The organism is Mixta gaviniae (genome assembly GCF_002953195.1).
Lineage (GTDB): Bacteria > Pseudomonadota > Gammaproteobacteria > Enterobacterales > Enterobacteriaceae > Mixta > Mixta gaviniae.
The window spans coordinates 2,397,905-2,419,863 of sequence record NZ_CP026377.1 but is presented as its reverse complement, the minus strand read 5'-3'; the positions used below and the strand labels follow the sequence as shown (position 1 = coordinate 2,419,863).

17 protein-coding genes are annotated in these 21,959 nt (G+C 55.5%); 8 read left to right on the top strand and 9 right to left on the bottom strand.

Translation table 11 applies throughout. The features are described from left to right. Nucleotides 1-6: 6 nt before the first annotated feature. The 5 genes from pdeR to C2E15_RS11190 all read right to left on the bottom strand — a co-directional run bounded on the left by pdeR (nt 7) and on the right by C2E15_RS11190 (nt 9,135). A complete protein-coding gene (gene pdeR, locus C2E15_RS11210) occupies nt 7-1,992 on the bottom strand; it encodes a cyclic di-GMP phosphodiesterase (RefSeq protein WP_104957439.1) in 1,986 nt (661 codons plus the stop codon). Between the two features lie 222 nt (nt 1,993-2,214). After that, nucleotides 2,215-2,508: a YbdD/YjiX family protein gene (locus C2E15_RS11205; RefSeq protein ID WP_104957438.1), complete on the bottom strand. Its 294-nt coding sequence runs from the start codon at nt 2,506-2,508 to the stop codon at nt 2,215-2,217. Further along, entirely contained in the window at nt 2,501-4,567 is a 2,067-nt protein-coding gene (locus C2E15_RS11200; protein WP_104957437.1) for a carbon starvation CstA family protein, read from the bottom strand. Before C2E15_RS11200 ends, C2E15_RS11205 begins: the two co-directional genes overlap by 8 nt. Nucleotides 4,568-4,766: 199 nt before the next feature. Next, nucleotides 4,767-6,704 (bottom strand): exoribonuclease II, encoded by a 1,938-nt coding sequence (locus tag C2E15_RS11195; RefSeq protein ID WP_104957436.1) that lies wholly within the window; start codon nt 6,702-6,704, stop codon nt 4,767-4,769. A gap of 124 nt (nt 6,705-6,828) precedes the next feature. After that, nucleotides 6,829-9,135 carry an FdhF/YdeP family oxidoreductase gene (locus tag C2E15_RS11190; protein ID WP_104957435.1) on the bottom strand — a complete coding sequence of 769 codons (2,307 nt, stop codon included), beginning with the start codon at nt 9,133-9,135 and terminating at the stop codon, nt 6,829-6,831. A gap of 245 nt (nt 9,136-9,380) precedes the next feature. On the opposite strand from C2E15_RS11190, the gene C2E15_RS11185 reads away from it, so the two are divergent. The 3 genes from C2E15_RS11185 to C2E15_RS11175 all read left to right on the top strand — a co-directional run bounded on the left by C2E15_RS11185 (nt 9,381) and on the right by C2E15_RS11175 (nt 13,139). Continuing rightward, nucleotides 9,381-10,973, top strand: coding sequence for a PTS transporter subunit EIIC (locus tag C2E15_RS11185; RefSeq protein WP_104957434.1), 1,593 nt, complete (start codon nt 9,381-9,383; stop codon nt 10,971-10,973). Nucleotides 10,974-11,623: 650 nt separating this feature from the next. Then, nucleotides 11,624-11,833, top strand: coding sequence for a hypothetical protein (locus tag C2E15_RS11180; protein ID WP_104957433.1), 210 nt, complete (start codon nt 11,624-11,626; stop codon nt 11,831-11,833). A gap of 331 nt (nt 11,834-12,164) precedes the next feature. After that, the gene (locus C2E15_RS11175) at nt 12,165-13,139 is read left to right on the top strand and encodes a chemotaxis protein (RefSeq protein WP_104957432.1); all 975 of its coding nucleotides are present in this window, start codon (nt 12,165-12,167) and stop codon (nt 13,137-13,139) included. A gap of 169 nt (nt 13,140-13,308) precedes the next feature. Here the strand turns inward: C2E15_RS11175 and C2E15_RS11170 are convergent, their stop codons facing one another. Further along, nucleotides 13,309-14,520 (bottom strand): diguanylate phosphodiesterase, encoded by a 1,212-nt coding sequence (locus C2E15_RS11170; protein WP_104957431.1) that lies wholly within the window; start codon nt 14,518-14,520, stop codon nt 13,309-13,311. 288 nt (nt 14,521-14,808) lie between these two features. Here C2E15_RS11170 and C2E15_RS11165 point away from each other — a divergent pair, with 288 nt between their 5' ends. Beyond that, nucleotides 14,809-15,072, top strand: a complete 264-nt coding sequence (locus C2E15_RS11165) for a DUF2534 family protein (RefSeq protein WP_104957430.1) — start codon at nt 14,809-14,811, stop codon at nt 15,070-15,072. Nucleotides 15,073-15,178: 106 nt separating this feature from the next. Here C2E15_RS11165 and C2E15_RS11160 read toward each other — a convergent pair whose 3' ends face one another. From C2E15_RS11160 to C2E15_RS11150, 3 genes are all read right to left on the bottom strand, one after another. After that, complete coding sequence (locus tag C2E15_RS11160; protein WP_245912250.1) at nt 15,179-15,460, bottom strand: transcriptional antitermination N peptide; 282 nt, start codon at nt 15,458-15,460, stop codon at nt 15,179-15,181. A 356-nt stretch (nt 15,461-15,816) separates the two neighbouring features. Further along, on the bottom strand, nt 15,817-16,470 hold the full coding sequence (locus tag C2E15_RS11155; protein ID WP_104957428.1) for a LexA family protein: 654 nt from the start codon (nt 16,468-16,470) through the stop codon (nt 15,817-15,819). Between the two features lie 170 nt (nt 16,471-16,640). Continuing rightward, on the bottom strand, nt 16,641-17,006 hold the full coding sequence (locus C2E15_RS11150; protein ID WP_104957427.1) for a hypothetical protein: 366 nt from the start codon (nt 17,004-17,006) through the stop codon (nt 16,641-16,643). Here C2E15_RS11150 and C2E15_RS11145 point away from each other — a divergent pair. The 4 genes from C2E15_RS11145 (at nt 17,005) to C2E15_RS11130 (ending at nt 21,781) form a co-directional block, all read left to right on the top strand. Continuing rightward, on the top strand, nt 17,005-17,859 hold the full coding sequence (locus tag C2E15_RS11145) for a cell envelope biogenesis protein OmpA (RefSeq protein WP_104957426.1): 855 nt from the start codon (nt 17,005-17,007) through the stop codon (nt 17,857-17,859). The genes C2E15_RS11150 and C2E15_RS11145 overlap by 2 nt on opposite strands. A gap of 412 nt (nt 17,860-18,271) precedes the next feature. Then, nucleotides 18,272-20,083, top strand: a complete 1,812-nt coding sequence (locus tag C2E15_RS11140) for an amylovoran biosynthesis protein AmsF (RefSeq protein WP_104957425.1) — start codon at nt 18,272-18,274, stop codon at nt 20,081-20,083. 728 nt (nt 20,084-20,811) lie between these two features. Continuing rightward, nucleotides 20,812-21,309, top strand: a complete 498-nt coding sequence (locus C2E15_RS11135; protein WP_167391916.1) for a lysozyme — start codon at nt 20,812-20,814, stop codon at nt 21,307-21,309. Beyond that, nucleotides 21,299-21,781 carry a lysis protein gene (locus C2E15_RS11130; protein ID WP_104957424.1) on the top strand — a complete coding sequence of 161 codons (483 nt, stop codon included), beginning with the start codon at nt 21,299-21,301 and terminating at the stop codon, nt 21,779-21,781. The genes C2E15_RS11135 and C2E15_RS11130 overlap by 11 nt, the downstream gene beginning before the upstream one ends. Nucleotides 21,782-21,959 lie beyond the last annotated feature (178 nt).

Genomic DNA, 21,959 nt, shown 5'->3' with positions numbered 1-21,959 from the left:
AATAAATTAAGGCTTGGCAGGATGCTGAGCAAGCCAATGCTCCAGCTGGTCTGCGGGCATTGGCTTCCCATAATAGTAACCCTGCCGCTCATCCACGCCATTCGCCAGCAAAAACTGCTCCTCAAGCGCCGTCTCCACCCCTTCGGCAATCACGCGCAGATGCAGCGCCTTCGCCACTGCCACAATCGCATGCACCAGCGACTGCGATACCGGACGATCATTGACGCTGCGGACAAAGCTCTGATCGAGCTTGATGGCATCAATCGGTACGCGCGCCAGCTGCGACAGCGATGAATAGCCGGTGCCGAAATCATCCAGATGCACCTCCGCCCCCAGCTCGCGAAACTGATGCATCAGCCGCAGCGCCTGCTGTTCATTTTCGATCAGGCAGCTTTCGGTCAGTTCAATATCGATAGGGCTGACATTAATCCCATTCTGCTGCAGCGCCTCTTTTAAATCGTTATAGATGCTCTGATCGAGCAGCTGTCGCGCGGAGACGTTCACCGCGACGCGCAGATGAATGCCCTGACGTCGCCACGCGATAATCTGCTGCAGCGCCGTCAGCATCACCCAGCGGCCAAGCGGCACAATCAGGCCTGACTCTTCGGCATAGGCGATAAATTCGTTGGGCGGGATCATACCGCGCTCCGGCGAAAGCCAGCGCACCAGCGCCTCGGCGCTGATCACTTTGCCGCCCGCGCTGATTTTAGGCTGATAATGAATAACCAGCTGCTGATGCTCCAGCGCCTTACGCAGGTTGGTATCGAGCCAGAGATATTCAAACACCCGCTGATTCATCTCCGGCGAGAAAACGCACGCCTGCCCGCGGCCGCTCTCTTTAGCGTGATACATCGCCGTATCGGCGTTGCGGATCAGGCTTTCGCGATCTTCGCCGTGCTGCGGTGCCAGCGCAATGCCGACCGAACAACCGGTGTAAACCTCAATCAGGCCAATGCGGAAGGGCTGACGCAGTCGCGCCAGAATACGCGTCGCCATCGCTTCCAGCGCTTCCTGAGTGGTTTTCTCCGCCAGCACAATAAATTCGTCGCCACCAAGTCGGCCCAGCGTCTGCTCCGGTTCAAGGCAGGATAGTACCGCCAGCGACACTGCCTGCAGCAGCTGATCGCCGAACATATGCCCGTAGGCGTCGTTGACCTTTTTGAAGTTATCCAGATCCAGATAGACTACGCCGACCTGGCGATCGTCGCGTTTTTCCAGCACGTCGGTAATACGCTGATGAATGGCGTTGCGGTTCGGCAGGCCGGTCACGGTATCGGTATTCGCCAGCACGCGCAGGCGCTCCTGCGCCCGGCGCTCTTCGGTGATATCGGTACCGGAGCAGATCAGGAAAATTTCATTTTTGCCGCTGCCGCTGTGTACGAACTTATTGCGGAACAGGAACAGACGTTGTCCCTTGCGCGTTTTGATCCAGCGTTCAACCTCATACGAGCTACCGTCACGGAAAAAGCCGGTAATATTGCGGCGCGACGCCAGCGCTTCCTGCTTGGTCATAAAGAGTTTAAATACGTTGCGGCCAATCACTTCCTGCTCTTTCAGGCCGGTGTACTCTTCGCTAAGGCGATTGAAACGCTGAATATTGCCGTGCTGATCGAGGATCACGATCACCGAATTGGCTTCTGAAACCACCTGTTCGGCAAAGGAAAGCCCCTGCGTCAAATCACGTGCCACGGAGGAGGTATCGCCCCAGGCGGAAGCGGTGCCCGCCCACTCATCCTGATTGACCTTACGGCCGACAAAATGCATCGGCAGTTCTTCGCCGCGCAAATTAACCACCAGGTTAACGCTGGATGTCACCACCGTCATGGCGCGCAGCAGCTGCGCCTGAGAGGAAGAAAGCGGCACAGCGAGATTGGTTTCCGCCAGCTCTTCGCGGGAGAGCCGGAGGGCATCGCTGTCGGATGTAAGGTGCCAGTAGGGGCTGCGGGTGCCAAACAGCGTAAAGAGCAACGTTTGCCCCTGATCTTCAAGCATACGGACCGTCCTATAAGCAGATCGCGCGACTATTGTTATTTTAGTAATACTTTCCGGCCAGATACATAAGCACAGCACACTCTTGAGTGAATATTTTTCTCGCGAAAATTAACATTTTACGCTGGCAGGAACAACAAGGCGCCACTTTTTATGGCGCCGGTTGCGTTTAATTTACATTCCGATAGTAACAGCCGGGGCAAAAAGGTAACACCCGTTGATGTTTTAACAGGGGCACTTTCCGATTTTACCGCCCTGGCTGGGAAAGCGCGCTTCAAGGCAGTAGCGATGAAACGCTTTTTCCGTCATGGGCGTCGCGGCAGGGTGGTGTTGCCGCATATGACGCAGATAGTTTTGGTAATCCTGCACCCCGACCATCAATCGGAAACTTTGCGCCAGCCGCTGCCAGAACAGGCGCAGGCCGCGCGGCGCCGGCGCGACAGCCGGGAGCAGCGGGCGGCAGCGATAGATCTTTTTCGCGCTTATCCGCGGCGGCGCCAGCGCAATGCGTTCAGACATGACGAGCCTCCTTACGCAGCGCCGGCGCGGTTTCGTGCGTCGTCGGGCGGGCGCTTTTCAGCGCGCGTCGGATAACGAAGAACGCGGCGATCAGCATCGTGACCGCCACCAGCATAAAGAAGGCGCAAAGCGCGGCGTTGATCTGGTTGCTTAATACAATGGTCTGCATATCTGCGACGCTTTTCGCTGGCGCAATCACTACCCCTTCATCAATCGCTTTGCTGAACTTATTCGCCTGAGCAAGAAAACCGATAGCGGGTTTTTCATGGAAAATCTTCTGCCAGCCTGCGGTCATCGAGGTCACAAACAGCCACGCGGTCGGCAAAATCGTCACCCAGGCGTAGCGCTGTTTTTTCATCTTGAACAGCACCACGGTGCCGAGGATCAGCGCCATCGACGCCAGCATCTGATTGCCGATACCGAACAGCGGCCAAAGCGTATTGATGCCGCCCAGCGGATCGACCACGCCCTGATAAACGAAAAAGCCCCAGCCCGCTACCGCCACGGTCGTGCCCGCCATATTGCCAAGCCACGAGCGGTTATTCGCCAGTCCCGGGATCAGCGTGCCGGCGAGATCCTGCACCATAAAGCGACAGGCGCGGGTGCCGGCGTCAACGGCGGTAAGAATAAACAGCGCTTCGAACAGTATGGCGAAGTGATACCAGAAAGCCATCATCGCGCGGCTGTTAAACACCTCGGTAATGATATGCGCCATGCCAACGGCGAAGGTCGGCGCGCCGCCCGCGCGTGACAGAATCGACGCCTCGCCGACATCGCGCGCAATGCCATTTAGCATCTCCGGCGTCACCACAAATCCCCAGCCGTTAATCGCCTGCGAGGCGCTCTCGACCGTGGTGCCGATCAGCGCCGCCGGGGCGTTCATCGCGAAGTAGACGCCCGGATCGATAACCGAGGCGCAAATCAGCGCCATAATCGCCACGAACGACTCCATCAGCATCGCGCCGTAGCCGATAAAGCGGATATGGCTTTCCCGCTCCACCAGCTTGGGCGTGGTGCCGCTGGAGACCAGCGCATGAAAGCCGGAGATGGCACCACAGGCGATGGTGATAAACAGGAAGGGGAACAGCGCGCCAGAGAAGACCGGGCCGCTGCCGTCGATAAAACGGGAAATCGCCGGCATTTTCATCTCCGGCATCGCAAACAGGATGCCGATCGCCAGGCCGACGATCACGCCGATTTTCAGGAAGGTAGAAAGGTAATCACGCGGCGCCAGCAGCAGCCAGACCGGCAGCACCGAGGCGATAAAGCCATAGGCGACCAGTACCCAGGTGAGGGTGGTGCCTTTCAGCGTAAAGAAGGGACCCCAATAGGGATGCTGTGCAATGTCGCCGCCGTAGATAATCGCCGCCATCATCAGCACAAAACCGATAATCGACACCTCGGCGATTTTTCCGGGGCGCAGGAAACGCATCCAGATGCCCATCAACAGCGCGATAGGAATGGTGGCAGCGATCGTAAACAGCCCCCAGGGGCTGTTCGCCAGGGCTTTAACCACCACCAGCGCCAGCGCCGACAGAATGATGATCATCACGCCCAGCGCGCCAAGCATGGTGATCACCCCGGCGAAGGCGCCCAGCTCCTGACGCGCCATTTCGCCCAGCGAGCGGCCATCGCGGCGCGTCGAAATAAACAGCACCAGAAAATCCTGCACCGCGCCCGCCAGCATTACGCCGACCAGGATCCAGATAGTGCCAGGCAGGAAGCCCATCTGCGCCGCCAGGATCGGCCCAACCAGCGGGCCGGCACCGGCGATAGCGGCGAAGTGGTGGCCGAACAGCACCCATTTATTGGTCGGTACATAGTCGAGGCCGTCGTTATAGCGCTCGGCGGGCGTTATGCGATTGTCATTGAGTTCAAAGATATTCCTGGCAATAAACAGGCTGTAAAAGCGGTAGGCGATGCTGTAGCAGGCCACCGCGGCGACCACCAGCCAGACGGCGTTGACCGGTTCACCCCGGTTTATCGCCAGCATGGCGAACGCAAATGCGCCAGTCAACGCCACCGCTAACCAGATCAGGCCGGTTTTGACGTTTCTCATCACTAACTCCTTGTTGCATCCAGAGGGAAGAGGTCGGAAGGGACAACAAGTTAAAAGTAATTTAATGCTTTGTTAAAGAAAGAGCTATTTAAGAGAAGTGTGAGGCGACAGGCGTTTTTCCTGTGGGTCAGGCAAGAGAGGGCGTAGCGAAGCGGGAAAAGCAGGGACAGCGCGCAGGCTGTCCCTTAAGAGAAATGTATCAGACGGCCGGACGCGCCACGATGCTGCGGGTTTCCATACGCACTTCGGCGATGGTTACCTCAATGACGTCGGTAACGCGATACACCACGTCGCCTTTCACCTGCACCGTACCGTTTTCCTGGCTGCAGGTCAGCTCGTCGCGCACGGCGTGGATAAACGGCGCCGGAATAAAGGCTACGGCGCCGTTAGCCAGCAGGCGCACGCGCATGCCGCCGCGGGAAACGTCGATGATCTCGGCGCTGAAGCGGGTATCGCTGCCTGCCGCTTTCTGCAGGAAACGCGCATAGAGCCAGTCACCCACATCACGCTCTGCCATACGGTTCAGACGACGGCGTTCGCCCATTTTCAGCGTAACCTCTTCGGTCGGACGCTGGGCGCTTTCGCCGCGAATAATCGCTTTCAACAGACGATGGTTGACCATATCGCCATATTTACGGATCGGCGAGGTCCAGGTCGCGTATGCTTCAAGACCGAGGCCAAAATGCGGGCCTGGCTCGGTGCTGATCTCAGCAAACGACTGGAAGCGGCGGATACGGCTATCGAGGAACTGGGTCGGCTGTGCGTCCAGCTGACGACGCAGCTCGCGGAAGCCTTCCAGCGTCGCCATCGCCGCAGCGTCGGCGGTAACGCCGTGATTGGCCAGCACGGCCGCAGCCTGCTCAGCGTTGGCGAGATCGAAGCCCAGGTGGACGTTATAGATGCCGAAGCCGAGCTTCTCGCGCAGCACCATCGCCGCGCAGATGTTAGCGGCGATCATCGACTCTTCCACGATACGGTTCGCGATACGGCGCGGCTCGGCAACGATATCCAGCACTTCGCCTTTCTCGCCCAGCAGGAAGCGGTAGTCAGGACGATCTTTAAACACCAACGCATGCTGCTGGCGCCACTCGACACGCGCCTGGCAGAGACGGTGCAGTAAACGGATCTGCTGGGCGATCGCCTCGCTCTGCGGCTGCCAGGCGCTCTCGCCATTGCTTTCCAGCCAGTCGGAGACGTCGTCATAGGCCAGCTTGGCTTTCGATTCAACCCAGGCGGCGAAGAACTGTACGTCGGAGAGCGCGCCGTCCTGCGCCACGGTAACGCGGCAGGCGAGCGCCGGGCGGCGTTCGTCAGGACGCAGCGAGCAGACGTTGTCAGAAAGCTCACGCGGCAGCATCGGGATATTGAAACCCGGCAGATAGTTGGTGAAGGCGCGTTCGGCGGCCATCGCGTCCAGCTTGCTGCCGGCCGGCACGTAAGCGGTCGGATCGGCGATGGCGATGGTCAGACGCAGCGCGTTGTCCGCCAGCGCTTCGACATAGAGCGCATCATCCATATCTTCGGTGCTGGCGCTGTCGATGGTGACGAAATCGAACGCGGTGAGATCTTCACGCGTCAGGTTCTCATCCAGCATGTCGCTGAATTCCACCGCCGGCGCTTCACGCTCCAGATTATGGCGTGACAGTGTCACCCACCACGGCGCCAGATGATCGTCGCCGGTGGTGATAAATTCGGTCAGTTCGGCATAGAAACCGCGATCGCCCTTCAGCGGGTGGCGACGCATTTCCGCCACGGCCCAGTCGCCCGCCTGAAAATCATGCTGCAGGCTGCGAATGGGACGGCAAGGGATGTTGTCTTTGATCAGCGGATGATCGGGAACGATGGAGAGGCGATCATCTTTTTTCTGCACCCGGCCAACAAAGCGCGTCAGGAACGGCTCAACCAGCGTTTCCGGCTCGGCGATTTCGCGATCTTTATCAGTTTGCACCGCAGCGATCACGCGGTCGCCCGCCATCACTTTTTTCATCTGCGGCGGCGGAATAAAGTAGCTTTTCTGCGCATCGACTTCTAAGAAACCGAAACCTTTTTCGGTGCCTTTTACCACCCCTTCGACACGCGGCGTCTGGGCATGGAGCTTCTCTTTGAGCTGCGCAAGCAGCGGGTTATCCTGGAACATAGTTGAATTCAGTTTCGTGGCCTAAGAGCGGCAGACAGTTTTACGCGATTACCTGTCGTGCGGCAAGGTGTAATAAACGTAAAAAGCCGGAAAGATCCGGCTTTTTACACGGGTTTACAGGCTATCAGGCAATGCGCTGCGTGACCACTTCAGACGTCAAAGAAATTTTTACCGGCACCGATTTGGAGGTCGGCGTGCCGCTGCCGTCGCCAAAGCTGGAGAGGGGAACCAGCGGGTTGGTTTCCGGGTAGTAGGCGGCCAGGTTGCCGCGCGGAATGTTGTAAGGCACCAGCTTAAAGCCACTGACGCGACGCGTGATGCCATCATTCCACAGGGTTTCGATATCCACGTTCTGACCGGCCGCGTAGCCCAGCTCGCTCATATCTTCCGGGTTGATGAACAGCACTTCACGCTGACCGTACACGCCGCGATAGCGGTCATCGAGGCCGTAAATCGTGGTGTTGTACTGGTCATGCGAGCGCAGCGACTGCAGCGTAAACGGCACCTCGATGTCGCCCAGCTGCGGGAACAGCGAGGTCGGCAGCGCGGCGGCGCTGAAGTGCGCTTTGCCGCCCGGGGTGTTGAAACGCAGTTCCGCCGCGGCGTTGCCCAGGTAGAAGCCGCCCGGCTGCTCGCATTTCTGATTGAAATCAGCGAAGCCCGGGATGGTGGCGGCGATATGATCGCGGATTTTGTTGTAATCCGCCGCCAGCGCCAGCCAGTCCACTTTAAAGCTGCTCAGCACCGCGTTGGCAATGCCCGCCACGATAGCGGTTTCCGAGCGCTGCGTTGCGGCCAGCGGTTTGCCGACGCCTTCAGAGGCATGCACCATGCTGAAGGAGTCTTCCACGGTAATAAACTGCGAACCGGTCGCCTGAATATCCTGTTCAGTACGGCCCAGCGTTGGCAGGATCAGGCTCTCCTGACCCGGCACCAGATGGCTGCGGTTCAGCTTGGTGCTGATATGCACGGTCAGGCCGCAGCGCTGCATCGCTTCTTCGGTGCGCGGGCTGTCCGGCGCGGCGGCGGCGAGGTTGCCGCCCAGCGCGATCAGCACTTTGATCTCGTCACGCAGCATCGCTTCCAGTGCTTCCACCGTGTTGTGGCCCGGCGCGCGCGGCGGTTCGAAATTAAAGTGGTTCGCCAGCGCATCGAGGAACGCCTGAGAAGGCTTCTCATCAATGCCCATCGTACGGTTGCCCTGGACGTTGCTGTGACCGCGCACCGGGCAGAGACCGGCGCCTTTCTTGCCGAGCTGACCAAACAGCAGCTGCAGGTTAACGATCTCGCGTACGGTGTCGACCGAGTGTTTATGCTGCGTGATGCCCATCGCCCAGGTGCAGATCACGCGATCGGCGCTCTGATAGATGGCCGCCGCTTCGCGCAGCTGTTGCTCGCTCAGGCCGGACTGCTGTTCAATCTGCTCCCAGTGGGTGGCGTCTACCGCCGCCAGGTAATCTTCCACGCCCTGGGTCGCAGCATTAATAAAGGCTTCGTCAAACAAACCTTTTTCGCCGGCGGCGATACGGGCGCGGTGAGTTTCCGCCAGCGCCTTGACCATGCCGCGTACAGCGGCCATATCGCCGCCCAGATTCGGCTGGTAATAGGTAGAGCTGATGGCGCCCGCTTTAGAGGTCACCACTTCCAGCGGTTTTTGCGGATCGGCGAAACGCTCCAGACCGCGCTCGCGCAGGGTATTGAAGGTGACGATCTTCGCGCCGCGGTCGGCGGCGTGACGCAGGCTGTGCAGCATACGCGGATGGTTGGTGCCCGGGTTCTGGCCAAAGACGAAAATCGCGTCGGCATGATCGAAATCATCCAGACGGATAGTGCCTTTGCCCACGCCGATGCTGCGCTTCAGGCCACTGCCGCTCGCTTCGTGACACATGTTGGAGCAGTCAGGGAAGTTGTTCGTGCCAACCATGCGGCCAAACAGCTGATAAAGCCAGGAGGCTTCGTTGCTGGCGCGGCCGGAGGTGTACAGCTCCATCTGATCCGGGTTATCCATCGCATGGATATGCTGGGCGATCAGCGAAAAGGCGTTATCCCAGCTAATCGGCTCGTAATGGTCGGTCAGACGGTTATAACGCAATGGCTCGGTCAGGCGGCCCTGATATTCCAGGAAATAGTCGCTCTGCGCATAGAGTTTGCTGACGCTGTGGGCGGCGAAAAAGTCGGCGTCGATAAAACGGCGCGTCGCTTCCCACGTCACCGCTTTGGCGCCGTTTTCGCAGAAGCTGAAGGTACTCTTGTTATCGTCGCCCCAGGCGCAGCCCGGGCAGTCGAAACCTTTAGCTTTGTTCATGCGCATCAGGTTACGCATGTTTTTCAGCGCCTGTTTGCTGTCGATAACAAAACGGGTCGTGGCTTCGAGTGAGCCCCAGCCGCCCGCCGCGGCCTGGTACGGTTTAATTTGCGATTTGAATTTCATGATGAATGCAGGTTTCTGGTGTGTATGAATTGTTAAGCGTTTATTGCTTCTTTTGCCGGGAAGTCTGCGGCGGGTTAAATATTTTGTCTAATTGATTGACTTAATGGTGTGATAGTTTTCCTTTATCGCACGGCGGCAAAGTGTGAGGTTGTTCAAACTTTGTTCGATGGCCGCGGCGGGCGGTGCGGTGCTAATCGTCTCACTGGCTAATACTAGAGCTTTCTGGCCAGTAACTGAGGCGGTTTATGAAAGATTTCACCAGTAAAGTTCACGCGTTCGGCAAAGCATTGATGATGCCTATTTCAGTAATAGCCGCAGCCGGTATTTTTCTGGGCGTCGCCGCCGCTATGCAAAACCCGGCGATCACCGGCGAGGCGTTTGCCAGTATGCAGACGCCACAGATTATCATCGGCTTTATCCGCAAAGTGGCGGGGGCGCTGTTCGCCAACCTGCCGGTCTTCTTTGCCGTCGCCAGCGCTATCGGCCTGGCGAAAGCGGAAAAGCCGACCGCCGCCTTCGCCTCCGTTATCGGTTTTATCGCCATGCATGTCGGCATCAGTGCCACGCTGGCGGTCAAAGGGCTGACGGCGCAAACCACCACGCCGGAAGCGCTGCAGCAGGCGGGAATGGATCAGACCAGCGCAATGATGACCTCGGCGGAATATATTCAAATGCTGGGGATTTTCACCTTCAACATGAGCGTGCTGGGCGGGGTGATCGCCGGCCTGCTGACGGTAATGCTGCATAACCGGTTTTATACCCAGCAGCTGCCGACGGCGATCAGCTTCTTCGGCGGGCGGCGCTTTGTGCCGATCGTCACCGTCGTGGTGCTGCCGCTGGTGGGCGTGCTGCTGGCGTTAATCTGGCCCACCGTCGGCGCCGGTATCGCCTGGGTAGGGGAGTTTATCGGCAAAAGCGGGCAGTATGGCGCTTTTCTGCTCGGTACCTGCGAGCGTTTGCTGATCCCCACCGGGCTGCACCATATTCTCAATGAAACCGTGCGCTTTACACCGATTGGCGGTATCGCTACCGTGGATAATCAAACCATTGTCGGCGCGCTTAACATTTTCAACACCTCGCTGACCCATCCCGGCTCCATCCCCGATGAAACCGTGCGCGGCGCCACGCGTTTTCTCGCGCAGGGGAAAATTCCGGTGATGATGTTCGGCCTGCCGGCAGCGGCGCTGGCGATCTACCACACCGCGCGTCCGGAGCATAAGCAGCGTGTTAAGGCGCTGGTGCTGGCCGGGGCGCTCACCTCGTTTACCACCGGCATTACTGAACCGCTGGAGTTCTGTTTTATTTTCGTTTCGCCGGTGCTGTATGTGCTGCACGCGCTGTTGACTGGTCTCTCGTTTATGCTGATGTCGGCGCTGCACCTGATGATCGGCAATGTGCAGGGCGGCGCGATCGATCTGGTGGTGTTTGGCATTCTCGGCGGGGCGAAAACCCACTGGTGGTGGACGCTGGCGCTTGGCGTGATCTATGCGCCGCTCTATTACTACGGCTTTAAATTCGTTATCAAACGCATGAATGTGGAAACCCCGGGACGTGAATCGGAAGAGCAGGAAGCGCCGGCCCAGGCGGTCAGCGCCGATGAGCGCACCCGTGTGATCATCAGTGGCCTCGGCGGCGAAGGCAACATTGAAGAGGTGGATTGCTGCTTCACGCGTTTACGCGTACGGGTGAAAGATATGAAAGAGGTCGTCGATCAGACATTGATGACCACCGGCGCCAACGGCGTCAATCGCGTGAGCGACCATGACGTGCAGGTTATTTATGGACCGCAGGTGGAAAAAATTGCCAACGATGTGAAAACAGCGTTGGGCGTCGCTTGAAATCGGTTCCATAAAATAGTGTGACGGGGCGCGAAGCCAGGCGTGGCGCGGGCTGCAGGGCGATACGGTTTTTAGCGGCCCGCTGTCAGTTTGACTATAGTCAGGGGCCGACCTGTACTTTAGGGGAGTAGAACCATAAATTAATTTTATAAATAATGGCGGCGTCTGCTCGGTTACGGTTCGTCCGGTTTTGTATAAAACCACTTAAACTCTGCTTGCAGTCCGTAATTTGCGTCCGTAAACGAGCAGATGGTACGCGAGTACCGCCACACCAGGGGAACCCCATACTGATATCGCTTTATTTCAGTAACAACATAAATAAAATTAAAGTTAGACAGAAGGCTACCTGCGGGTGGCCTTTTTATTTGCCTGATGGCAACAGCCGGCGCCGCCATCAGGCCTTTTCGCCGCCTGCCACCAGGCGCTTACCGCGCTGCCTGCCACCAGGCGCTTACCGCGCTGCCTGCGTAACGACGCCTTACCTCGCCATGCCGTTCATCTGCGGACCCCTTATCGTGCTGCGCCGCCAGCCTTCGTCTGCCGGAGCGCTATCCTGGCGCGTTATCCGATACTTTACCCTGTCACGCCAAAGCGCTATCCCGGGCTATCGCCTATACTTTATTCACTTACCTGCGTTAATGGAGGAACCTATGTCAGAACGCCCCGATCACAACAAGCCTTACCCGGACGATAACGAGCATCACGGCCTGCCTGAAGATGCGCCTCATGCGCCGAATCCTTACGAAGAAGATGATTTCGCCGCCAGTGGCGCGCCAGATCAGGAGGGAGAAATCCCACGTAAGCGCGATGACAGCGGCGATGACAAGGGCGATCCCTACGATACGGACGGCAAACACTGATCTCTGCCCCGGTTGATGCCGATAACCCTGATCGACAAGGTCAGGGTTTTTTTATTCTTCACGTTTTTTCCGCCTTGCTCATATTGCCGTAAGCCGCCTTTCAGCGTGGCGGGCACGGCCGCGCGCTGTCGCCTTTGCGCCAAACTGTGCGTCATAGAACAGAAAGCGCAGAGAGATAGCGCTTTGCCTCTGTATTTTTATTTTTATCTGCCGATAACTTATTAGAGCGGCAGCATAAGCCTAAACGTTATCGGGCCGGGGACGGCTGAAACGCCCTACAGAAATCGCATTGTGCGCTTAAGCCAGCCACAATAATAACCCTGAGGTAAAAATGGATAACTTCCAGAAAGATATTGATGAGAGAGCGAATCTCGCCTTATCTAATAAATTCGAACTGTTATTATTTCGGCTGGGATCTTCTCCCGATAGCGAAAAAGCAGAGCTGTTTGGCATTAACGTATTTAAGCTGCGCGAGATCGTGCCGATGCCGACCATTACCCGCGCGGCGGGTATGCAGTCGCCGCTGTTGGGCATGGCCAATATCCGCGAGCAGATCATCCCGGTTATCGATCTGGCCGCCGTTGCTGGCTGTACGCCTTCGACCGGTCTTAATTTGCTGCTGGTGACCGAATATGCGCGCAGCACCCAGGCTTTCGCCGTGGAATCGGTGGATAATATCGTCCGTCTGGACTGGAGCCAGGTGCATACCGCCGAATCGGGCGTCAGCAGCCGCAATATTACCAGCATCGCCTGTCTCGACAGCGATGGCCAGAGCAACAGCCTGGCGATGGTGCTGGATGTCGAACAGATCCTTTACGATATTATCCCGTCCGTGCGCGACGCGGCGCCGAAAGAGATTCAGGAGCGCGCGTTTAAAATGAAGCCGGGCGCCGCAGTGATCGTGGCGGAAGATTCAAAAGTGGCACGCTCAATGCTGGAGCAGGGCCTGAAAACCATGGGCCTGCCAGCCATCATGCATACTACCGGTCTGGAAGCCTGGGAAAAAATCAAGGCGATTGCGCTGGAAGCACAGGCGGCAGGACAGCCGATCAGCGACCGTATCGGGCTGGTGCTGACTGACCTGGAGATGCCGGAAATGGATGGCTTTACCCTGACGCGCAATATCAAGCGCGAAGAGCATCTGAAAAAGATCCCGGTCGTGATCCACTCATCGCTTTCCGGCAGCGCCAACGAAGAACATGTGCGTAAAGTGGGCGCTGACGGCTACGTCGCTAAGTTTGAAATCAACGAGCTATCGGAAGCTATCCAGGCGGCGCTGGAAAAGGCGGCTGCAAGTCACGCCTGACGGCGTTGGCTAAGCGGCTGCGTCGGGTGAATAACTGACGTCGGCTAAACGCCTGGCATCGGGGGAGTCACTGATGACGCGCGCTGAGCCGTCATTCGCCTCAGCGCTGAATGGCGGCAGGCTGCCGCCATGGCGGTTGATGAAACGGCGGCGGGCGCCGCCGTTTTAATCAGTTCTTTTCCGGCCAGGCAACGGCAGGAATGCCGTTCAGCTTCGCACTGGCAAACAGCGGTCCCTGGAAGTTATAGATGCCCGCCGCTTCCAGCCACATCCACTCCTCAGGTTGCTCCACGCCTTCGGCAATCACCGCAATCTCCAGCGAAGAACAGCACTTTATAATCGCCTGCACGATCGCCTGTTTGGCGCCATTTTTATGTACCTCGCTGATAATCGCGCGATCGATTTTGATCTTATCGGGCTGGACGCGCGTCAGCAGCAGCAGGCCAGCCGAGCCGGCGCCAAAGTTATCGATAGCCAGGCTGATGCCCGCCGCCTTCAGCTGTTTTATCGCCGTTTCAAACTCTTCCTCATGGGAAATGACCTCTTTTTCAGTCAGCTCAACCACGATCTGCTCCGGCACCAGGCCGTTCGCTTCAATCTCCTGCAGCAGAAACGCCACCGCATCAGGCACTTTTACTAACGACATCGGCATCAGGTTAATCGACAGCGTCAGGGCATCAAGGCCAAGCTTTTTGGCCAGCGCGAAAGCCTGTTTTTTCGACTTCAGATCGAGCAGGTAGGCTTCCTCGCTGACCGGCTGCGCGAAATAGCTGCGCGGCGAGCCATCCTCTCCGCTGCGCAGCAATGCTTCGAAAGAGACAATCGCGCGCGAAAAGGGGTCGATAATCGGCTGGAAAGCGTAGCTGTAAGGCTGCGCCTCGACCACGGCCGTTTGTTCTGCCGGAACAAAATCGTCGTCCACCAGAAAATCCCAGGCGTCCGCCGGCGGCACTTCATAATAGTTCTCTTTTTCCCGCGCCTCGACAAAGGTGCGGATAAACAGCAGCGCTCTGTCGTCGTAGGTCAGCTGATATTTGGTGGTGCCTTTATCCAGCACCGCCTGCAGCACCGAGGCCGGATCATATTCCTGCAGATTAAACAGCTCCATCCCGGTGTTGCCGAAGCGACGGGAAGGCGCATAGTCACGTAACAGCTCCACCAGATTATGATGACGCGGATCGCGACAGATACGTTGGTAAATGGTGAGAACGGCCTCTTCGGGACCTTCCAGAACCTGGAAAAAGTGCGTGCCGTTAAAGAGCAAAATGCCGGTGACATCATAGGATTCGTTGAGCTTATTGGCTTTGCTCACCATCTCTTCCAGGATTTTTACCGGAACGTCATCGCAGAGATGACTGCGATAGATGAGAGTAGACAGCATGGCATTTTCCTGGTTCGTGGCGTGAGTGGCGCATACCTTACCAGAAGAGATGATAGCGTTGTCCAGTACTCCGCAATAATTAACATTGTAATTATTATATTGACAATTAAATAGAGTGACAGGGGAGCCACAGCAAGGGAGGAGGGGCCCGGTATTAGCAGGCTCGCTTAGCGTATCGCCACGCAGGAAAAGCACGATGCTGAACGGCAAAAAACCGCGGGCGAACAGGCAACCAGAGGCGATTAATGATAAGGTAGCGCAGCGATAATCTCTTACAGGAGAAAAGGTGTGATACGCGAGAAATTAAAACGGCCCGAAGGGAAAAAATTTCTGCTTTCCATTTCCGTGGTGTTTTGCGTGGCGTTAGTGATCCTGGTGCGCGCCACCATCGGCGGCGTTATTGAAGAATATAACCTGCCGCTTTCTGAATGGACCACGCAGATGTACCTGCTGCAGGGCGCGATGGTTGTCGTCTACACCCTGGTGCTGACCCTTATCTTCTCTCTGCCGCTGGGTTTCTACTTTTTCGGTGAAAAATCGAATCATCAGTGAACAGGGTAAAGGCGCGCAGCGCGCTTTTACCCTGTCAGCATGGCCCAGAGCGACCCCTGTTGCACGGCTGATGTGCGCTACCGCAAACATCGTCAGGCGTGCTTCATTATTTTTTTTCTCCCCTGGCTATTGCGCCGGCATAGAGCGCCACGCCCGGCAAACAGACCGCCCCCTTATACGGTTTTTCCCGCAGTGAAGGTAAGTTAACCGCTTTATCGACACGGCGGGGAGGGGCCGCAGCCGCCGGACTGACGCCGAAAGCCGCGTCAATGATGCTTTCCAGATATTCACGTTGCATCGCAGCGGCCCGACGGCGCGCATGGCGGCGCGCTTTTGCATTTACTGCGACTGAAGTGCCATAGCTAATCGTGGTCATAAGATCCTCCAAACGGTTTCAGACGCAGCAGGTGCCGCTGCGTCCTGTTTCTGTTTATGGCGGCCGCTTAAGGCATGCCGCGACATGCTCTGCTGCTCATCGCTCACAACATGCAGGCGTGCGAGAGCCGCCACAGGCGCTGCGGTGAATGATTTTTATCATGATGGCGTTAACGGGCGCGGCCTTTGGCGGTGCGAAGCGCATTACCAGGCCTGATAAATTTAAGATAACTTAAGTTATCTGTCAAGTTTATCAATTAAGATAACTTTAATTGCTGTGCGCTTCTGGCACCCTCAGCCGCTGGGGAAAGAGAGTGAGGGCGTCGGCATAAAAAAACCCGCACGCGGCGGGCTAGAGTGGGTGGGCGGTTAAGAGCGCCTTTTCCGGTATCTGCGATGCTCAATCATCGTGCCGATGATGCGTATCGGCACCTGATCTGAACGCAGCGTAGGGTAATCTTCATTAAGCGGGACCAGCTCAAACACCTCCTGGCCTGAAATAATGCCGCGAGGCCGATACTTCTTGAACAGCGCTTCCTCTTCGCCGTTTTTCGCCACCACAAAATCGCCGGGAAGCGGAATCACCTCAGGATCGATCACTACCGCATCGCCTTCGCGAAAATCCGGCTCCATGGAATTGCCCTTGATAATCAAGGTAAAAGCTGAGTCTGATAGTTCCATATTCGTATGCAGAAACTCTATATCTCCTTCTATAGAACGGATAGTGCATTCTGCCGTCCAGTATCCGGCCTGCACATAGCTAATTACAGGCACGGCGCGAAAATCCATTGATCCAGGGGCGACGTTGGTTGCTGCGCCATCCCCGGTATGCAGATAGGAGGGCGCGCAGCCCAACGCTTCCGACAGGCGAAGCAGGTTATCGCCTCTGGGCGCGGTCTCGTCTTTCTCCCATTGAGAGATGGCGACATGAGAAACCCCCACCCGCGAGGCTAAATCCTTTTGCGTCAACCTTAACTCTTTGCGTCTCGCACGCAGGCGATCGCCGATCGTTTTCATTGTCATAGTTAAGATATCTTAAATCCGCTTGACTTAAGTTTCCTTTAGATAGATAATTTAAGTGTTCTTTAATTATAGCGTTCAGCGAGCAGGCTGAAAAGCCTTACCGCAACGATGATGAAAGAATAGCGCCAGCACTGCTGGCCCGCCGCATCAGCGGCGCCGCTCTTTACCATTCAGGCCCGCCGCCAACGCGGGACAGTGACGCAAACAACAAGCCTTACGGCTATGTGGTTCGATCTACAGGCAACGCGGTAAGCGCATTGCGCAGCAGCTGCGCCAGAGAGGGTATATTCTGGCGCCGAAGTTGAATCAGGAGCCTGGTTTGCCAATGTAAGCATGAGAGTGGCAGCCATTGCTGGAAATGACCGCAGAAAGTATTTAAATCGCTGCGTCGCGAGCGGCGATTTCTGCCCCTGATGCTGAGCGACACAATAGCGAAACTGATTTTCAAACTGCTTATCGATTTCATAATCAATCCCACCAATCTTTTTTATCAGCCAGATATTTAAATCAGGTTTTACATTAATGGAGGAGACCATGAAAAAAGTATCTCTCGCTGCACTCTGTTTGCTGTGCGCTTCATCCACTTTTGCTCAGAGTTATAAGGGGTATGGGGATATACCGGGGAATGCCGTTGGTTATGCGACAAAAGTCGTAGAATATAAGCCTGGTCCGAATGCCAAAGCGCCTAATAATATAGGCTCTCAGGCCCTGGGCGCGCCGGATTACTATACTTCGGCCAATACGCTTGCAACGCTTGATGGCGGTTATATTATTCTTGAGTTCGATCCGTACGCATTGTTACCCGATGGGACAAATAATGCGGAGGTCTATGTGTATGAGGCTGAGACGTATGAATCCTGGGATGCCTATGTATCCAATGATTTGACGACCTGGACTAAGCTTTCTCCCTCTTTTAAAAGTCTTTCCAGCGGCCAGGCGGGCCATGGCTCCGTTATTGGATATGACCTGGACGCCTACAAAGCTGTCGCGCCAACATTTAAATATATGAAAATTGTCGATACAGCAGGCACAACGGGTGGGTCAGACATCGATGCTGTAGTGCAGACCTCCGGCATTTATATAGGAGCCGATAAGCTGATCGACACCGATTCACGCAATGGAAAAGTCTATGATCTTTATCAGAATACGGCCACCGGCGCTATCGGGGTGAAAATTATCGATAAGCAAAACCACGTGACCTATATTCCATTTTCGACCGACAGCAGCCTTGATGCGGTTGCCCTGTCGCTACAGGGCGATTTTAACTGCGATGACGAAAAGGATATCAACGTGCTGGCAACGCGTAAATCAGACAGCGTGCAGCTTAATATCATTAAACAGCAGGACGGTACGGCCATCCGCACCATTGATAACGCAACGGTAAAATAGGGCCGCCGCCATCCTGACCCGGCACGCTTTTCTCCAGGCATATTCTGTATTTTTCATTTTCCCCATTTTCAGGGGTATAGTATTCCCAGCCGCCGTCAATAAAATGGACAGCACCGGCCTCCGAATCCGAAGGCAGGGAAAGCCCCTGACGGCGGCTCTACAATCATCATTATCAAAGGTCGCCTCCGTGGCGACCTTTTTATTGCACCTCAAACACACTCTTTATCCCTTGCCGTGATTAACCGCGCGTTTTGATAAACGCGGCGGCGCTGCGCCACATCCAGTGGCGCAAAACCATCGTCACGGCGGCTTTCAAAGCGCCCGTTACGTTAGCGCCCGCGTTATCGCGGTAAAACAACGCTGTAAACACCCCACGAGCCGAATGGCTCATTTAACCTAAGAAGGAAATACCATGATTGAAGTTAATTCATTTGCTCAACTGCGCACGACCGTACCTGCCGCCTCTGGCGATATCGCCATGCTCAAACGTTACTACGATAAAGATGATACCTTTCAGGGCGGCGGCCGTTTTGTCGCCTTTAAAGGAAGCAACGCCACGCCGGCGGATGATGGCGGCACCGTCGCCGTCGGCAGCGGTTTTTACTGGCAACGCATCATCGACAGCGTCGAGGCGATCAATATTTATCACTTCGGTGGCAAGCGACTACTCGGCGATAAAACGAAAGATGCCGATAACGGCAGCGTGAACCGCGATGCCTGCCTGCGTATGCTGACATGGGCGAAGGGCTTTTCCTCGCCTGAGATGGATCTCACCAAAAACCCGATCCATGATGTAGGCATTCGTTTTCCGGTCGGTAAATTTATGGTGAACCCGATCGATCTCAGCGGCGAAAAGGAGATGCCGTTTTTCAACGTCTACGGGGATGATTGTGAGTATGGCGTACAGCCGCGCACCATTATTATCTCTGATAAATCCAAAGCGCCGGTATTCAAAGTTAACGCACGCCGTACCGCTATCCGCGGATTGTTCTGGGATGGCCAGGCGACCGCCGATGTGAAAGCCATCACCGGTGCCATCCCGGCAGATAAAATCAGTAATAACCAGGTGTTTTTCGAAAATACGGTTGTCGCCGGTCAATATGTGAATATTACCGCCTGCCGCGTAGAGAATAACGGCGGCGCGGCCTTTAAGCTGGTGGATACGCTTGATACCCGACTCGATCAGATCTATTCCAAAAATACCTACGGCAGGGTATTTGAGGTGACCTGGTCAAACGCCCCTAACGGCCACTGGGATCACTCCACGGCGATTGAGCTTTCCAACTCCAATTTCCAGCTGGGCTACAGCGACGCCACGCTTTATATGCCGCGCGTCACGCAGGGCCTGATGCGTAACGTCTGGATTGAACACACCCGCTTCCCGGGGGATTTAACTAACGGCCAGTGGATCATCGATGCGCTCAGTATTGAATCTTCCGATAACCCCATGGTGATGAGCCATGCGCGCGTAATGTTTCGCGCGCTGAATCTGCAGTCTGGCGGACGCGTCGACCTGTCGCCGACCAGCGCCGGCTGGCTGAGCGCCTATGAGGATGGCTGGCGCCGTGATGAGAACTACGGCACGGTCATGACCGGCTCGCTGCGTGCCGGCTGGTACTCCGGCTACCGTATCAGTAACCGCACCACCGAAGATAAATGGTTCCACGTAGGGAAATTTCATTTCCGCTATGCTAACCAGCACTGGCATCTGGAAATTAACGGTAAGTCTAAGACGGACGTTGATACCAAACCCGTTGACGCGCCGTTGCTCAGCAATGTGTGCGGCAAAACTTACGTTAACCTCTATCGCTCAGATAACGCCGTTGACGGTAATATCCATTTCGAAGGCGATTCTGGCGTGAATGATTGCTTTGTGTTGTCGGCTAACTCAGGCGGAACCTGTGAAGTGTGGGTCAAACTGAAAGCGAACTGCGGCGATGTGATCCTGAATCTTAAAAACACGGGCCCAACCCGTTTCGATGAAGGCCAAAGCTCGCTGTTTTATCCTGACTTCACGGAAAATACCCCGGATCTCAGCAATAAAAGTCGCCTGAAGCTGGCCACTAAGATGACCTATCACAACGGAGCCGCCGGCTACGGTTTTGATAATAACATTGTGACGCTGGCTACCGCCGCGGCAGAGGCACCGGCCGCCTCAGCGGCACCGGCAGGCTATATCACGGTTAAGATTAACGGGGTCAACCGAAAACTGGCTTACTTCTGATAAGAGACTCGGCGCCCTGGAGAGGGCGCCGTTTAATATCAAGGCGCATTTACCTGCTAAGCCTGTGCTGGTTGATGTATCTGCGTCAATTTTCATCGCCCTAAACGGGCGCTGTTCAGTTATACAGCCCCGTTTTTTATGCGTACAGCTTACTATCCCCAGTACGAACGTGGCCCGATTAGCCTCAAGGGGGCAATACGCAGGCAAACGTTGAATCAGGAAATAGAATGATTAAATTAATGAAGGCGCTAAGCGATAAACCGGCGTTAGGGCATGACGTTGTAGTAATAGTCTACCTCTGCGACAGCAGGGATAAGAGTTTTAGCCGATATAAATAGCATTATTGCCGCACCCAAAAGAGTAAAAGCCTTTTATAAGAAATAGGGGGTAAAATTAACGCCGGGTTAATCGCTAAATCTTTATCCATTCCAGCCTTTCGCGCGTAAAAATAGTCTCGAAAGGTTAATGACTGCGTTGGTTTATTTATGTGATATCGGTTTGAATTAAAACTTTATTGATATCAGATGATGGGATGAAGCGGGTTTTCACGCGCTCTGCGCACTTTTATCTGCGGTTTCTTATCGATAGAAAATAAACCGGATTGATAATCGCTTGACGCTTCCACTGACGCAAATCTGATGTGGCAAAACGGGTATGATAAACGCAAGCTGACGCTGTCTTACACAGCAGCACGGCTGCGGACTGCCAAAGAGGGAGAGATTATGGCTATGTCCAACAGTCTACGCAATAAACTGATTACAGCCGCCGGCAGCGGCGCCATGTTGATTACAACGGCTTTCCTTGGCGGTAAGGATGGCGTCGAAGGGCGGACTTACCAGCCTTATAAAGATGTCATTGGCGTCTGGACGGTCTGTGACGGAATAACCGGGCCCGAAGTGATTAAGGGCAAGACCTACAGCGATGGGGAGTGTGATCAGCTTTTACATCAACGCATCCGGCAACTGAAACAGCAGGTTGATCCGCTTATAAAAGTGCCGCTGGGCGAGTATCAACGCGCCGCCCTCTACAGCTTTACTTATAACGTGGGGATAGACGCTTTTTCTCACTCCACTCTGCTGAAGAAGCTCAATGCCGGTGATGTCGAAAGCGCCTGTGAAGAACTGCACCGCTGGGTTTACGCTGGTGGTATGAGATGGCGCGGCTTGATGAACCGCCGCGAGATGGAACGTTCAATGTGCCTGGCGGAGAACGCAGATGATCTTTAACTGGCGAATAATATTAACTGGTCTGTTGCTTGCGGCTTTTGTCGCTGTGGGAGGGCTGGCCGGGTATTACCGCTATGCCGCTGCTGAGCAGTTACAGCGTGCTGACACGGCTGAACGGCAGTTTAGTCAGGCCAACCATGCCCTCGATGAGATCCAACGGCGCCAGCGCGAGATTGCTGCACTGGATGATAAATACACGCGAGAATTAAACGATGCGAAAACGACTATCGATCGCCTGCAGCGGGATGTTGCTGCTGGCCGTAAGCGGCTGCGCGTCGCGGCAACCTGTCCCGCCGCGTCTGCCGCCGCCTCCCGCCTGGATGATGCAGCCGGCGCCCGACTTAATGACGCCGCTGAACGGAATTATTTTACTCTCCGGGAGCGAATTGAAATCGCCAAAAAACAAATAACCGGCCTTCAGAACTATATTAAGCAGCAATGTCTCAACGCGTCGCCCGGTTTTGGCGAGTAAAAATCCTTATCTCTGTTTACGTGGTTTGTATAAGGCCTTTTAGCACAGGATGATATTTCTCAAAAAAAGTATGTTGCCAGTTTCATAGTAATTATTACGCACTTCAGCAGGGATAAACGTTATTGCTACCTGCGAAATAAAGAAAATTCAGTGCTAATAACCCTTCCACAAAAGAGCA